The following is a 14363-nucleotide window of genomic DNA, read 5'->3' as shown; positions in this document are numbered from 1 at the left end:
CCAGAAATTGTCACTGGCTGGCCACATCCGGGCGATACCGGGGCACCACTCCCTCCGGCACTGCAACATGACGATTTCCGAGCGGCAAACTTATGACGCTTGCAGGACGATCGCGTGGGTGCCGCGGTCATCTTCCTGCTGCAATGCGGTGCCCCGGCTGCCTGCAGCGGCCTGCTTACTTGCAGCCATGACGGTCGCGACAAGCGCGCAGTATCAAAATCGGTCGCCAGGCCCCTCCTGACGGATAACGTCGTTCTGCGTGGCAGCTCGGATGCAGTCGCATCAGGTATTGACCGACGTCGGGATCACAGGATGCGCCGACGCAGGCGACCGACGCGATCGATCGCCGGTGACCGGCGACGGCAACGCCGTCAGGACTTGCGTGCATGCTTTCCCCCAGCATGACCATTCGCGACCGAGCCGATCAGACAGGTCAAACAACCGCTGACCACACTCCGCGACGCGACAGGTGTCCTCACGCAGCAAGACGTTGGTCGAACCATCCCAGATTTATATTACGCATAAGCACGGCTCCCGCCTGGATCGCCATGATCGCGACGGAGTTAGACCGAGAGAATGACGCCAATACCCTTGATTGGTTCCCTCCCGGGAGCATGTGGGCTAAAGGATAGCGCGTCAGGACCGGCGCGGAAACCCCCTCCGCCCGCAGGCTTGGAGATAAATAAGCATCATGAATCCCGTCAAAGAACTGGAAAAGCACGGACAAGCCGTCTGGCTGGACTTCCTCGCCCGCGGCTTCATCGCCAAGGGCGACCTGAAGCGGCTGATCGACACCGATGGCGTCAAGGGCGTCACCTCCAATCCCTCGATTTTCGAGAAGGCGATCGGCAGCTCGGACGAATACGACGCCCCGATCGGCAAGGCGCTGAAGCGCGGCGACCGGACCGTGGCCGATCTGTTCGAGGCGGTCGCGGTCGAGGACATCCAGGCCGCCGCCGACGTGCTGCGCCCGGTCTATGACCGCCTCAAGGGCGGCGACGGCTATGTCAGCCTCGAGGTCTCGCCATATCTCGCGATGGACACGTCAGGCACGATCGCCGAAGCACGCCGGCTCTGGAAGGACGTTGGTCGCAAGAACCTGATGGTGAAAGTGCCGGCGACGGCCGAGGGCCTGCCGGCGATCGAGACGCTGATCGGCGAGGGCATCAGCATCAACATCACGCTGCTGTTCTCCAAGGCGGTCTATCTCCAGGTCGCCGAGGCCTACCTCGCAGGCCTCGAGAAATATGTTGCCGGCGGCGGCGACCCCTCGCATGTCGCCAGCGTCGCCAGCTTCTTCGTCAGCCGTATCGATACCATGGTCGACAAGCAGCTCGACGAGAAGATCGCGCGGGCCAACGACCCTAGCGAGAAGGAGCGGCTCGCCGCGCTGAAGGGCAAGGTCGCGATCGCCAATGCCAAGGTCGCCTATCAGGATTACAAGCGACTGTTCTCGGGCCCGCGCTGGGAGAAGCTCGCCGCCAAGGGCGCCAAGCCGCAGCGCATGCTGTGGGCCTCGACCGGCACCAAGAACAAGGATTACAGCGACGTCCTCTACGTCGAGGAGCTGATCGGCCCCGACACCATCAACACCGTGCCGCCGGCAACGCTGGATGCATTCCGCGACCACGGCAAGCTGCGCGACAGCCTGGAGGAGAATGTCGAGGACGCCTACCGCGTGCTGGAGGAGCTGGAACGCTCCGGCGTCTCGCTCGATGCCATCACCGAGGACCTGGTCAAGGACGGCGTCAAGCAGTTTGCCGACGCCGCCGACAAGCTCTACGGCGCGGTCGCCCACAAGCGCGCCACCGTGCTCGGGCCGGCAATCGACCGCCAGCTTCTCTCGCTCGGCGACGGCCTCGGCAAGGCCGTGGCCAAGAGCACCGAGGAATGGCGCGCATCGGCAAAAATCCGCAGGCTGTGGCAGCGCGACAAGTCGGTCTGGACCGGGACGGACGAGGACAAATGGCTCGGCTGGCTCGACAGCGCCGCCAAGGCCGACGTCGCCGATTATGAAGACTATGCCAGCCGCGTGAAGGGCCAGAAATTCTCCGACGCCGTCGTGCTCGGCATGGGCGGATCGAGCCTCGGCCCCGAGGTGCTGGCCGAGACCTTTGCCCGGAAGCCCGGCTTCCCGAAGCTGCACGTGCTCGATTCCACCGATCCGGCCGAGGTGCGGGCGATGGAGGCCAAGATCGACATCGCCAATACGGTGTTCATCGTCTCCAGCAAGTCCGGCGGCACCACCGAGCCGAACGCGATGAAGGACTATTTCCATGAGCGCGTCGCGCAGGCCCTCGGCCCCAAGGCCAAGACCGGCTTCCGCTTCATCGCAGTGACCGATCCCGGCTCCTCCTTGGAGAAGGCGGCCAAAAAGCTGAGCTATGCCCGCATCTTCCATGGCGAGCCCTCGATCGGCGGCCGCTATTCGGTGCTGTCGCCGTTCGGCCTGGTGCCAGCGGCAACCGCCGGCATCGACGTCAGGACCTTCCTCAAGCATGCGCTTGCGATGGCCCGCTCCTGCGGCCCGGACGTGCCGCCAGCCGAGAACCCGGGCGTGCAGCTCGGTCTCGCCATGGGCCTTGCCGGCCTCGAAGGCCGCGACAAGGTGACGATATTCTCGTCGAAGAAGATCGCCGATTTCGGCGCCTGGGCCGAGCAGCTGATCGCGGAATCGACCGGCAAAGAGGGCAAGGGCCTGATCCCGATCGCCGGCGAGCCGATCCGCGAATCCGCCGTCTACGGCAATGACCGCTTCTTCATCGACATCCGCACCGAGGGCGAAACCGATGCCGCCCATGACTCGGCGCTCGCCGGAATCGAGGCGGCCGGTCATCCCGTCGTGCGCATCGTGATGAAGTCGATCGACCATCTCGGCCAGGAATTCTTCCGCTTCGAGATGGCAACGGCGGTGGCAGGCAGCATTCTCGGCATCAATCCGTTCGACCAGCCGGACGTGGAAGCGGCCAAGATCAAGACCCGCGAGCTGACGTCGGCCTTTGAGAAGACCGGCGCGCTGCCGGCCGAACAGCCTGTCGTCAGCACCAAACAGTTCGATCTCTACACCGACGACCACAACGCCGCTGCGCTCCGCACGATGGGCGCCAATGGCGACCTCACCTCCTGGCTCAGGGCCCATATCACCCGCTCGCGGCGCGGCGATTACTTTGCCCTGCTCGGCTACATCACGCGCGACAAGGCCAACATCGAGGCGCTGCAGCAGATGCGCACCGCCGTGCTCGAGAAGCGGCACCTGGCAACCGCCGCCGAATTCGGGCCGCGCTTCCTGCACTCCACGGGGCAGGCCTATAAGGGCGGACCGGACAGCGGCGTGTTCCTCCAGATCACCGCCGACGACGCCAAGGACCTCGCTGTGCCGGGCCAGAAGGCCAGCTTCGGCGTGATCAAGGCGGCGCAGGCGCGTGGCGATTTCGACGTGCTCACCGAGCGCGGCCGGCGCGCGCTCCGGGTGCACCTGAAGGGACCGCTCAAGAAAGGTCTCGCGGCGCTCAATGCCGCGCTCAACGACGCGCTGAACTAAGGGAATTTCTCACATGCAACTCGGCATGATCGGCCTCGGCCGAATGGGCGGCAACATCGTTCGCCGGCTGATGCGTCACGGCCATTCGACCGTGGTCTATGACAAGGACCCCAAGGCCGTCGCCGGCCTTGCCGCCGACGGCGCCGTGGGATCGGCGACGCTGGAAGAGTTCATCTCGAAACTGGAGCGGCCGCGCACGGCCTGGGTGATGCTGCCGGCCGGCCGCATCACCGAACAGACCATCGAGACGATCGCGGGCGTGATGCAGGACGGCGACGTCATCATCGACGGCGGCAACACCTTCTGGCAGGACGACGTCCGCCGCGGCAAGGCGCTGAAGGCGCGCGGCATCCACTATGTCGACGTCGGCACCTCGGGCGGCGTCTGGGGTCTCGACCGCGGCTATTGCATGATGATCGGCGGCGAGAAGCAGGTGGTGGACCGGCTCGATCCGATCTTCGCAGCGCTCGCGCCCGGTGTCGGCGACATTCCGCGCACGCCGGGGCGCGAGGGACGCGATCCCCGCATCGAGCAGGGCTACATCCATGCGGGTCCCGTCGGCGCCGGCCATTTCGTCAAGATGATCCACAACGGCATCGAATATGGCCTGATGCAGGCCTATGCCGAAGGGTTCGACATCCTCAAGAACGCCAATATCGACGCGCTGCCGGCCGATCATCGCTACGATTTCGACCTCGCCGACATCGCCGAGGTCTGGCGCCGCGGCAGCGTGATCCCGTCCTGGCTGCTCGACCTCACCTCGACGGCGCTCGCCGACAGCCCGCAGCTCGCAGAATATTCCGGCTTCGTCGAGGACTCGGGCGAAGGACGCTGGACCGTGAATGCGGCGATCGACGAGGCCGTGCCGGCCGAAGTCTTGACCGCCGCGCTCTACACCCGCTTCCGCTCCCGTCGGGAACACACCTTCGCCGAAAAAATTCTTTCCGCGATGCGCGCGGGTTTCGGCGGCCACAAGGAGCCGAAGCAACCGGCCGCTTCGAAGCCCAAATAAGAACTCCATCAAGCGAAGGCCAATCGTTCGTGACCAAAGACCCGCAACCAAAGCGCAAGCCGGAAAACTGCGCCTTCGTCATTTTCGGTGTCACCGGCGACCTCACCCATCGCCTGGTGATGCCGTCGCTCTACAACCTCGCGGCCGAGCACCTGCTGCCGGAAAAGTTCTGCGTCGTCGGCGTGGCCCGCAGGGGCCAGTCGGACGACGAGTTGCGCGACGGCCTGATGAAGGGCCTCAAGCAATTCGCAACGCGGCCCGTGGACGACGACATCGCGACGAGGCTCTTGGAATGCGTGACCTTCGTCGAGGCTGATCCGAAGGACCCGCCCTCCTTCGACCGCTTGCGCGAGCATCTGGATACGCTGGAATGCGCGCAGGATACCGGCGGCAACCGCCTGTTCTATCTCGCGACCCCGCCGGCCGCCTTCGCGCCGACGGCGCGCGAGCTCGGCCGCACCGGCATGATGAAGGAGAATGGCGCCTGGCGCCGCCTCGTGATCGAGAAGCCTTTTGGCACCGACCTCGCCTCGGCCAAGGCGTTGAACGCCGAGCTCCTGAAGATCATGGACGAGCACCAGATCTACCGGATCGATCATTATCTCGGCAAGGAGACGGTGCAGAACATCCTGGTGCTGCGCTTTGCCAACGGCATGTTCGAGCCGATCTGGAATCGCAACCACATCGATCACATCCAGATCACGGTGGAGGAGAAGCTCGGCGTCGGTCATCGCGGCGGCTTCTATGATGCCACCGGCGCGCTGCGCGACATGGTGCCGAACCATCTGTTCCAGCTGATGTCGCTGGTGGCGATGGAGCCGCCGGCGCGCTTCGACGCGCATTCCGTGCGCTCCGAGAAGGCCGACGTCCTCACGTCGATCCAGCAGCCAAGCCGGGAAGAGGCACTGAGAAATTCGGTGCGCGCGCAATATCTCGCCGGCCGCATCGGCGACGAGGACATCCCGGATTATCGCAAGACCGAGGGCGTCAAGCCCGACAGCACCATCGAGACCTTTGTCGCCCTGAAGCTGATGATCGACAATTGGCGCTGGGCCGGCGTTCCGTTCTACTTGCGCACCGGCAAGGCACTGGGCCACAAGCGCACCGAGGTGGCGATCAAGTTCAAGCAGGCGCCGCTGTCGATGTTTTCAGGCACGACGGTCGACCGGCTCTCGCAGAACTTCCTCACCATCGGCATTGCGCCGACCGAAACCATCGAGCTTCAATTCAATGCCAAGATTCCGGGGCCGAGCATCACCATCGACGGTGTCGAGATGAAGTTCAGATATGGCGACTATTTCCGCGCCGACCCCTCCACCGGCTACGAGACGCTGATCTACGACTGCATGATCGGCGACAACATCCTGTTCCAGCGCGCCGACGGCATCGAGGCCGGCTGGGCGGCGGTGCAGCCGTTCCTCGACGCCTGGAAAACCGAGGGCAGCAACGGCATCGAGACCTATGAAGCCGGCAGCGACGGCCCCGCCTGCGCTGATGAACTGCTGCGCCGCGACGGCCGCAGCTGGCGGAAATTTTCGTGATGGCGGCGGTCGCAGAGCCGAAGTTGATCGTCGTCGCGGACGCCGAAGCCCTCGCACAAGCCGCCGCCGAGCGGGTGATGGCGCGGATAGCAGCCAATCCCGGCCGTATCGCGATCTGCCTGACCGGCGGATCGAGCCCGAAGAAGCTGTATCAGCTGCTCGGCAGCGACGGCTATCGCAGCAGGATTCCGTGGGACCGCGTGCACTGGTTCATCGGCGATGAGCGCTTTGTCCCCGAGAGCGATCCGCTCAACAACATGGCCGTCGCGCGCGCCATTTTTCTCGATCGCGACGCGCCGTCGGGCCATATCCATCCGATCCCGACCCTGGTTGAAAATCCCGACGAGAGCGCTGCGGCCTACGCACACGAATTGCAGGCCTTCTACGGATCTGAACGCCTCGATCCGGCTCGACCGCTGTTCGATCTCGTCCTGATGGGCGCAGGACCCGATGGGCATACCGCCTCGCTGTTTCCCGGCTATCCCGAGATCGAGGAAACCGCGCGCTGGGTGGTCGGCGTGCCCAAGGCCAATGTCGCGCCGTTCGTGCCGCGGGTCTCGCTGACGCTTCCCGCGCTGGCCTCGTGCCGCGAGATGCTGTTCGAGATTGCAGGGCATGACAAGCAGCCGATCTTGACGCGCCTTCTCAATGGCGAGAATCTGCCGGCGTTACGCGCGCGCTCGCATGGTGAGACCGTCTGGATGGTCGATCGGGCCGCGCTTCCGGAGGGGATTCGTGGGCCGCGTTAAAGCACCTTGTGCGTTGATTGTGATGGGCGTGTCGGGATCGGGCAAGAGCACGATTGCGGCTGCACTCGGCGAGCGCCTCGGCTGGCGCTTCGAGGACGGCGACAGCTTCCACCCCAAGAGCAATGTCGAGAAGATGCGGGCCGGCCATCCCCTCACGGATGAGGACCGCTGGCCCTGGCTCAACGCCATCGCCGACGAGATCGCGCGCGCCTGCGGCAAGGGCGAGCATGTCATCATCGCCTGCTCGGCGCTCAAGCACAGCTATCGCGAGGTGCTGCTGCGCGGACGTGACGACGTGCGCTTCGTGTTCCTGAAAGGCACGCAGGAGCTGATCGCCGACCGGCTGGCGCACCGCAAAGGCCATTTCATGCCGCCCGGGCTGCTCACCAGCCAGTTCACCACGCTGGAGCCGCCGGACGCGAGCGAGCACGTCATCACGGCCTCGATCGACGAATCCGTCGAGGCGATCGTCGACGGCATCGTGCGGCAGCTGAAAATCGACGGCGGGAAAAGCAGGGCTGAGCCATGACGAAGATTTCACTGGTCGTCTCCGATGTCGACGGCACGCTTTTGACCAAGGACAAGACGCTGACGGACCGCGCGAGGAGCGCGGTGCAGCGGCTGCACCAGGCCGGCATCGGCTTCACCATCACTTCGAGCCGCCCCGCGATCGGCATGCGCTTCCTGATCGAGCCGCTGGCGCTGTGGCTGCCGGTCGGCCCGTTCAACGGCTCCTCGATCATCGACCCCGAGATGAGGCCGGTCGAGCAGCATCTGATCCCGAAAAGCGCCGCCGAAAGGTCGCTTCAGATCCTGCGGGAGTTCGGCGCCGACATCTGGCTGTTCACGACCGACCAATGGCTGATCGACAACCCCAGCGGTAAATACGTCGCGCATGAGCAGCACACGATCCGCTCCGATCCCACCATCGTCACGGACTTTGCGCCGTATCTCGCCAGTGCCTGCAAGATCGTCGGCGCCAGCGCCGATGCAGCGGGCCTCGAGGCTTGCGAGAAGGCGATGCAACAGGCGCTCGGGAGCGAGGCGACCGCGGTGCGCTCGCAGACCTATTATCTCGACATCACCCCGCCCGGCTTCGACAAGGGCACCTTCGTGCAGGCCATGGCCAAGCGCCTCGGCGTTTCCCTGGATGCGGTCGCCACCATCGGCGACATGCAGAACGACCTCGCCATGTTCCGCGTCAGCGGCACCTCGATCGCCATGGGCAACGCCACCGACAACGTCAAGGACCAGGCCACCAACGTCACCGCGAGCAACGAGCAGGATGGTTTTGCCGAGGCGATGGAGATGATCTTGAAGCGGAATGGGGTGGGCTAGGGCATCCCGCGAGGGCAGGTTGAAGCGGCCCGCTCAAATCTCTCACCGTCATCCTGAGGTGCTTGTCCTGCAACGCAGGACGAGCCTCGAAGGACGACGGCCTGGCTGCATCCCCGGCCGCTCATCCTTCGAGGCTCGCCAAGCACCGCTTCGCGTCGCATGGCTCGCACCTCAGGATGATGGGTCTGACATGGCATCCTTGCGCGCAATCGAAGTTGATCTTTCGAGCTATTTCGACCGCTGCATCGCCGGCTTGTCGCCGGCGTGCCTTGCCGCCGAGAGATTGTGCGCGGTGTTGATCAGCGCGATATGTGTCAGCGCCTGCGGGAAGTTGCCGGTATGGCGGCGTGCGAGGGAATCATATTCTTCGGCGAGGAGCCCGACGTCGTTCGCAAGACCTGCGATGCGATCGAACAGCGCCTGCGCCCGATCGAGGTCGCCCGCGAGCACGTGGGCGTCAGCCAGCCACAAGGTGCAGGCCAGGAAAGCGCCCTCGATCGGCTGTGTCTCCTCGGAGACCTCGCGCGGATCGTGCCGCAGCACGAAGCCGTCGCGCATCATGTGCTTCTCGATGGCCGCGACGGTGCCGCGGATGCGCGGGTCATCGGCCGGCAGGAAGCCGACACCCGGCAGCAGCAGCAGGCTGGCATCGAGCCGTTTTGAGCCGTAGGACTCGACGAAAGCGTTCTCTTCGGTATCCAAGCCCCTGTGGCAGACGTCGCGGTGGATGGCCTCGCGCAAGGTGCGCCAATGCAGCAGCGGCGCCTTGAAGCCAAAAGTCTCGGCGCTCTTGATGGCCCGGTCGAAGGCGACCCAGGTCATCACCTTGGAGAAGACGTAGTGCTTCGGCTGACCGCGCCGCTCCCAGATGCCGTGGTCGGGATGATCCCAGACTTCAGCGAGATGATTCAGCACGGCGCATTCGAGCGCCCAGGTCGCCTCATCGTCGAGCTTCAGCTTGGCCATGCGCGACTGATGGAAGGCATCGATCAATTCGCCGTAAACGTCGAGCTGGAGCTGGGCATGCGCGGCATTGCCGACACGTACCGGCTTGGCGCCTTCATAACCGTCGAGCCAGGCCGCCTCCCATTCCAGGAGCCGCCGCTGGCCCCAGATGCCGTACATGATCTGCATGTTGGCCGGCGAGCCGGCGGCCGCACGCAGCAGCCAATTGTGCCAGGCCGAGGCTTCCTCGGTGTAGCCCGAGTTCATCAGCGCCAGCAGCGTGAAGGTGGCATCGCGCAGCCAGCAGAAGCGGTAGTCCCAGTTCCTGCCACCGCCGAGCTTTTCCGGCAGCGAGGTGGTCGGCGCCGCGACGATGCCCCCCGTCGGGCCAAATGTCAGCGCCTTCAGCGTGATCAGCGAGCGCATGACGAGATTGCGATACTCGCCATCATGGGTGGAGCGGCTTGACCACTCCTTCCAGAACTTTTCGGTCTCCTGGAGCGCGGTCTCTGGGTCGATTGCCTCTGGCGGATCGAGATGCGAGGGGCCGTAGGTCAGCACGAACGGCACGGTCTCGCCGGCCTTGACGTCGAAATCGGACACCGTGGTGAGATCCTCGCCGCGGATTTCGACCGGCGTGCGCAACACGGTCATGTCCTGGCCGGCGACCGCCAGCAGGGACCGATCTTCGCAGCGGCGCACCCAGGGAATATCGACGCCGAAGCCGAAGCGGATGATGAGCTCCATCCGCATCTTCACCGTGCCCTTGACGCCGCGCACCAGCCGCACGATGTCGGAGGCCTTGCCGCGCGGCGGCATGAAATCGATCAGCGCGGCGGTGCCGCTCTTCGTTTCAAAGCGCGTTTCAAGGATGAGAGTGTTGCCGAGATAGCGGCGCGAGATGCTTGTAACGTCCTCGCTCGGAGCGATCAGCCAGCGACCGTTCTTGCGCGTGCCGAGGATGGCGGCAAAGCAGGCGTCGGAATCGAAGGCCGGCCAGCACAGCCAGTCGATCGAGCCGTTGCGCCCGACCAGCGCCGCGGTCTCGCAGTCGCCGATCAGCGCATAGTCCTCGATCCTCTGCGACAATGTTTTGCGAGCCTAAAACCCTCGATATCAACGCCCACCGATGAGCGAACGTTCCCGCGTCGCGGCCTTCAGGGCCGCGAGATCGATCTTGGCAACGATCTGATCGAGCGCGACCGGAAGCCGCTGCCGCCAGTTCGGGTGCTCGTCGATGGTGCCGGGAATGTTGGGTTGGTCGATCACGCCGAGCAGGTCCTCCAGCGACACGGCGAGCAGCCGCGACGGCGTGCGCGACAGGAAGCCGAGCACAGAGTAGAGATCGTTGGCCTTGATCCCGTTCTGGCGCAGGATCTCGTCGAGCGCGCCGAGCGCGTCCCAGCGCGCCTGCTCGTTCTCGCCGGGATCGAGCCCGAGCGAGCGCTTCATCTTGAGATCGCTGAAGGAGCGCCAGCCCGCATAGGTGCAGAGATCATGGGTATTCAGCGTGACCAGCGCGTTCGGCCGGTAATGGTCGACATTGCGGAAATGGCCGGCGTCGTCGCGCTCGAACATCATGACGAGATAGGACCAGATGCCGAAATCCTGCATGGTCTCGCGGAAGCCTTCGGGCACGGTGCCGAGGTCCTCGCCGATCACGATGCATTTATGGGTCACGCTCTCGCACACGACCGCCGCCAGCAGCGCCTCGAGCGGCATCTGCACATAGGCGCCGTTGTCAGGCTTGAAGCCGCGCGGCACCAGGTACAGCCGCTTCAAGCCGAGCACGTGATCGAGCCTGATGGCACCGGCATGCCGCATCGAGGCGGCCAGCATGTTCGCGAACGGCACGAAGGATTGCGCCTCCAGGCCGCCCGCGTTGAAGCCGGCAAGGCCCCAATCCTGGCCGACGGTATTGAGGACATCAGGCGGGGCGCCGACCGCGAGATGGCGGGAGATGGACGTCTGCTCGTTCCAGGCATCGAAGCCGTTGGACTGCACGCCCACGGCAACGTCGAGATAGAGCCCGACGCGCATGCCGAGCTCTGCGGAGAGCTCCTTCGCAGCGCGCAACTGGCTGTCCGCCGTCCATTGCACGAATTCGACGAACTCGGTCTTGTGCTTGTCGGGTCCGTTGCGCAATTCAGCGCATTTGGCATCGTCCGGCTGCTGCCATTCCACCGGCCATTCCCACCACGGCACATTGAAACGATGCCGAAGTACCTCGAAGCAGGCAAAGCGCGACAACAGCGGCGCCCGCTCGGCGCGGAAGGCATCGAACTGGTTGCGCCGGACACCGGTCGCGGTCTTCAAGAAGCTGGCAAAGGCGGCGCGCAGGCCCAGCCATTTCAGCGCCGCCATGTCGGCATACGGGACACGATCGCCTTCGCGCAGCCGCGCCGCGGTCCTGGCAGCGTCCGGGATGAGGTCGGCCGAATATTCGGGGATGGCCTCCACGTCGATATAAAGCGGATTGAGAAACAGCCGGCTGTTCGGCGAATAGGGGCTGCAATCGGCCGGATGATCGTCGAACAGGACATGGAGCGGATTGAGCCCGACGCCGTCGGCGCCGAGTTGCTTGGCGAGCCTGACAAGGCCGGCGAGGTCGGTGAAATCGCCGATGCCCCAATTGCGATCCGAGCGGACGCTGTAGAGCTGCACGGCCAGCAGCCAGCCGCGGTCAAACTCACCGCCGAAGGCCCGTTCGGGCGCCACGATCATCGGCACCTCTTCGGTCGCGCCCGCAGCATCGGTCAGCGTCAGCCGGTGATAGCCCAGTGGCAGGCCGGCGGGCCAGGCGATGACAGGCTCGTGCGTCTCGCCCTGCCCGATCATGTTGCCGTTGCCCGTGATCTTCCATTGCAGCGGCGCGGCGCCGACGGAAGCGAGCTCGGTGCGCGGATTGCCGAGCGCGCGCACCACGACCGGACCGCTGACGAAGCGATAGACCCGCTTTTCCGGCAGGGCATCGAGGATGGACTTGAGCGCCTCGGGCGCAGTGACCCGCAGCTTGCCGAGGGCATCGACGAATTCGGACTGAACGCCCTTGATCCGGGCTTGAGCTAAAAGATCCATTCGGCACGCAGCTTGCAGGCCATTGTTTGGCCGGGGGCATGGATTTTAACGAGGTCGCGGAAGAGGTTAGTCAGGGGTAACTCGCAAACTGGGCCCGCCGTTCCCAAGGGAACCAATGACACACAAGCGGCTTTCTATAGTGGTACCAAGCGTAGGTTCCCGACAAGGGAAACGGGCTCCTGCTTTCTTGTCAATGGCATCACCGTGAACAAGACAATTCAAACTGTCGAGAGTGCCGCCGCCGGCAGCGCTTTCCTCATCGAAGATATCTATCCGTTGATCGATGGCGGCCGTTTTGCCGTGAAGCGGATCGCGGGTGATCGGGTCGACGTCTGGGCCGACATCTATCGCGACGGCGAGGCGACCATCAGAGCCGCGCTGATCTGGCGTGGCGAACAGGACCGGGAATGGCGGCGCGAGCCGATGACCCATCATGGCGACGACCGCTGGTGCGGCGCATTCACGCCAACCGAAGCAGGCCAATATGTCTATGCCATCGAAGCCTGGACCGACGAATTCGCCACCTGGCGTCACGGGCTCGAACGCAAGCAGCTCTCGGGCGGCGACGTGACGCTCGATGCGATCGAGGGCGCCGGCCTTTTGACCAAGGCGCATGGCGCGCGGCAGGACGCCGCGGCCGTGATTTTCAGGCAATGCGAGGATTATCTCCAGAACGGCGACGTCGCTTCGCTGCTCGCAACTGATCTCGGCGAGGCCATGGCCGAAAGCCAGGCGCGGCCCGACCTGACCCGCTCGCCAAACTTCCCGCTTATTGTCGACCGCGACAAGGCGCGCTTCAGCGCCTGGTATCAGATGATGCCGCGCAGCCAGAGCACGGTGGCCGGCCGGCACGGCACCCTCCGCGACTGCATCGCCCGCGTACCCGACATCGCCGCGATGGGCTTTGACGTCCTGTACTTCACGCCGATCCACCCGATCGGGCGCACCAGCCGCAAGGGCCGCAACAATGCGCCCGTCGCAACCGAGGGCGAGCCCGGTTCGCCCTATGCGATCGGCTCGGCCGAGGGCGGGCACGATGCGCTGCATCCCGAGCTCGGCACCATCGAGGATTTCCGCGCGCTGGTCGCGACCTGCCTCGAATACGGTCTCGAGATCGCGCTCGATTTCGCCGTGCAATGCTCGCCGGATCATCCCTGGCTGACGCAGCATCCGGAATGGTTCAAATGGCGGCCGGACCGCTCGGTGCGGACGGCGGACGGCCGCTATTCCGACATCGTCATCCCCGATTTCGCCTCGGTCGACCGGGTCGGGCTGTGGAATGCGTTTCGCGACGCCATGCTGTTCTGGATCGACCATGGCGTGACCATCTTCGCCATCGACAATCACGACACCGCGCCGCTGCCGTTCTGGGAGTGGCTGGTCCACGAGATCAGGCAGCGGCATCCCGAGGTGATCCTGTTCGCCAAGACGTTCGCGCGGCCGAAGCTGATGAAGGGTCTCGCCAAGCTCGGCTTCGCGCAGTCCTTCAGCTATTTCCCCTGGCGCACGGCGAAGTGGGGGCTGGAGCAATATCTCGGTGAGCTCTTGCGCTATCCCGAGCGGGATTTCTACCGGGCAAACCTGTTCGTCAACACGCCGGACCTGCTGCCCTATCACCTCCAGAGCGGCGAGGCCTGGATGTTCAAGGCCCGTGTCGCTTTGGCAGCAACGCTGTCGGGCAATTACGGCCTCTATAGCGGGTTCGAGCTGCTCGAGCACGAGGCCGTGCCCGGCCACGAAGAATATCAGGATTCCGAGAAGTACCAGATCCGCCAGCGCGACTGGGACAAATCCGGCAATATCAAGCCCTGGATTGCCGCGCTCAACCGCATCCGCAACGACAATCCGGCGCTGCAGCAGACCACCAATCTGCGCTTCCTCGGCATCGAGGACGGCGAGACCATCGCCTTCGTCAAGGCGGCCGCCGAACCCGCCAACACGATCGTCGCGGCCATCGCCCTCTCGCGCCATGTGCGCGAGACCTGGTTGCCGCTCGGCGACCTCACCATCGACGTCGGCGGCGAACGCCGCCCCGTCACCGCTCTTGAAAATCTCATGACAGGCGAACAGTCCCGCATCGAATGGGGCGGGATCAAATTGCGTATCGATCCCGACCGCGATCCGGCCCTGCTCTTCCGCTGCCTGGCGTAAGGATCACG

General features: G+C 64.7%; 9 protein-coding genes. 7 read left to right on the top strand and 2 right to left on the bottom strand.

Annotation, left to right across the window (positions count from 1 at the left end; genetic code table 11):
* Window positions 1–691: 691 nt before the first annotated feature.
* Genes XH98_RS35710 through XH98_RS35685 form a run of 6 tightly spaced genes read left to right on the top strand, consistent with a single transcriptional unit; the run spans window position 692 to window position 8181 of the window.
* On the top strand, window positions 692–3541 hold the full coding sequence (locus tag XH98_RS35710; protein WP_271621334.1) for a bifunctional transaldolase/phosoglucose isomerase: 2850 nt from the start codon (window positions 692–694) through the stop codon (window positions 3539–3541).
* 13 nt (window positions 3542–3554) lie between these two features.
* Window positions 3555–4553, top strand: coding sequence for a phosphogluconate dehydrogenase (NAD(+)-dependent, decarboxylating) (gene gnd / locus XH98_RS35705; RefSeq protein WP_271621333.1), 999 nt, complete (start codon window positions 3555–3557; stop codon window positions 4551–4553).
* 29 nt (window positions 4554–4582) lie between these two features.
* Complete coding sequence (gene zwf / locus XH98_RS35700) at window positions 4583–6094, top strand: glucose-6-phosphate dehydrogenase (protein WP_271621332.1); 1512 nt, start codon at window positions 4583–4585, stop codon at window positions 6092–6094.
* Window positions 6094–6843, top strand: a complete 750-nt coding sequence (gene pgl, locus XH98_RS35695; protein ID WP_271621331.1) for a 6-phosphogluconolactonase — start codon at window positions 6094–6096, stop codon at window positions 6841–6843. The genes zwf and pgl overlap by 1 nt, the downstream gene beginning before the upstream one ends.
* Window positions 6830–7372, top strand: coding sequence for a gluconokinase (locus XH98_RS35690; RefSeq protein ID WP_271602409.1), 543 nt, complete (start codon window positions 6830–6832; stop codon window positions 7370–7372). Before pgl ends, XH98_RS35690 begins: the two co-directional genes overlap by 14 nt.
* Window positions 7369–8181: an HAD family hydrolase gene (locus XH98_RS35685; protein WP_220005870.1), complete on the top strand. Its 813-nt coding sequence runs from the start codon at window positions 7369–7371 to the stop codon at window positions 8179–8181. Before XH98_RS35690 ends, XH98_RS35685 begins: the two co-directional genes overlap by 4 nt.
* A 228-nt stretch (window positions 8182–8409) precedes the next feature.
* Here the strand turns inward: XH98_RS35685 and XH98_RS35680 are convergent, their stop codons facing one another.
* Window positions 8410–10215 carry a glycoside hydrolase family 15 protein gene (locus tag XH98_RS35680; protein WP_271621330.1) on the bottom strand — a complete coding sequence of 602 codons (1806 nt, stop codon included), beginning with the start codon at window positions 10213–10215 and terminating at the stop codon, window positions 8410–8412.
* Between the two features lie 27 nt (window positions 10216–10242).
* Complete coding sequence (gene malQ, locus XH98_RS35675; RefSeq protein WP_271621329.1) at window positions 10243–12204, bottom strand: 4-alpha-glucanotransferase; 1962 nt, start codon at window positions 12202–12204, stop codon at window positions 10243–10245.
* Between the two features lie 204 nt (window positions 12205–12408).
* On the opposite strand from malQ, the gene XH98_RS35670 reads away from it, so the two are divergent.
* Window positions 12409–14355: a maltotransferase domain-containing protein gene (locus XH98_RS35670; protein WP_271621328.1), complete on the top strand. Its 1947-nt coding sequence runs from the start codon at window positions 12409–12411 to the stop codon at window positions 14353–14355.
* Window positions 14356–14363: the final 8 nt, after the last annotated feature.

Origin of the sequence: Bradyrhizobium sp. CCBAU 51745, from assembly GCF_028128715.1 — a bacterium.
In the GTDB taxonomy this organism is placed as follows: Bacteria; Pseudomonadota; Alphaproteobacteria; order Rhizobiales; family Xanthobacteraceae; genus Bradyrhizobium; species Bradyrhizobium manausense.
This window is presented reverse-complemented; position numbering and strand designations above follow the sequence as displayed.

Excerpts from the sequence above, each read along its gene's own strand:
- malQ (WP_271621329.1), bottom strand. The coding sequence starts at position 12,204 with ATGGATCTTTTAGCTCAAGCCCGGATCAAGGGCGTTCAGTCCGAATTC.
- pgl (WP_271621331.1), top strand. The coding sequence starts at position 6,094 with ATGGCGGCGGTCGCAGAGCCGAAGTTGATCGTCGTCGCGGACGCCGAA.
- gnd (WP_271621333.1), top strand. The coding sequence starts at position 3,555 with ATGCAACTCGGCATGATCGGCCTCGGCCGAATGGGCGGCAACATCGTT.
- XH98_RS35685 (WP_220005870.1), top strand. The coding sequence starts at position 7,369 with ATGACGAAGATTTCACTGGTCGTCTCCGATGTCGACGGCACGCTTTTG.
- XH98_RS35710 (WP_271621334.1), top strand. The coding sequence starts at position 692 with ATGAATCCCGTCAAAGAACTGGAAAAGCACGGACAAGCCGTCTGGCTG.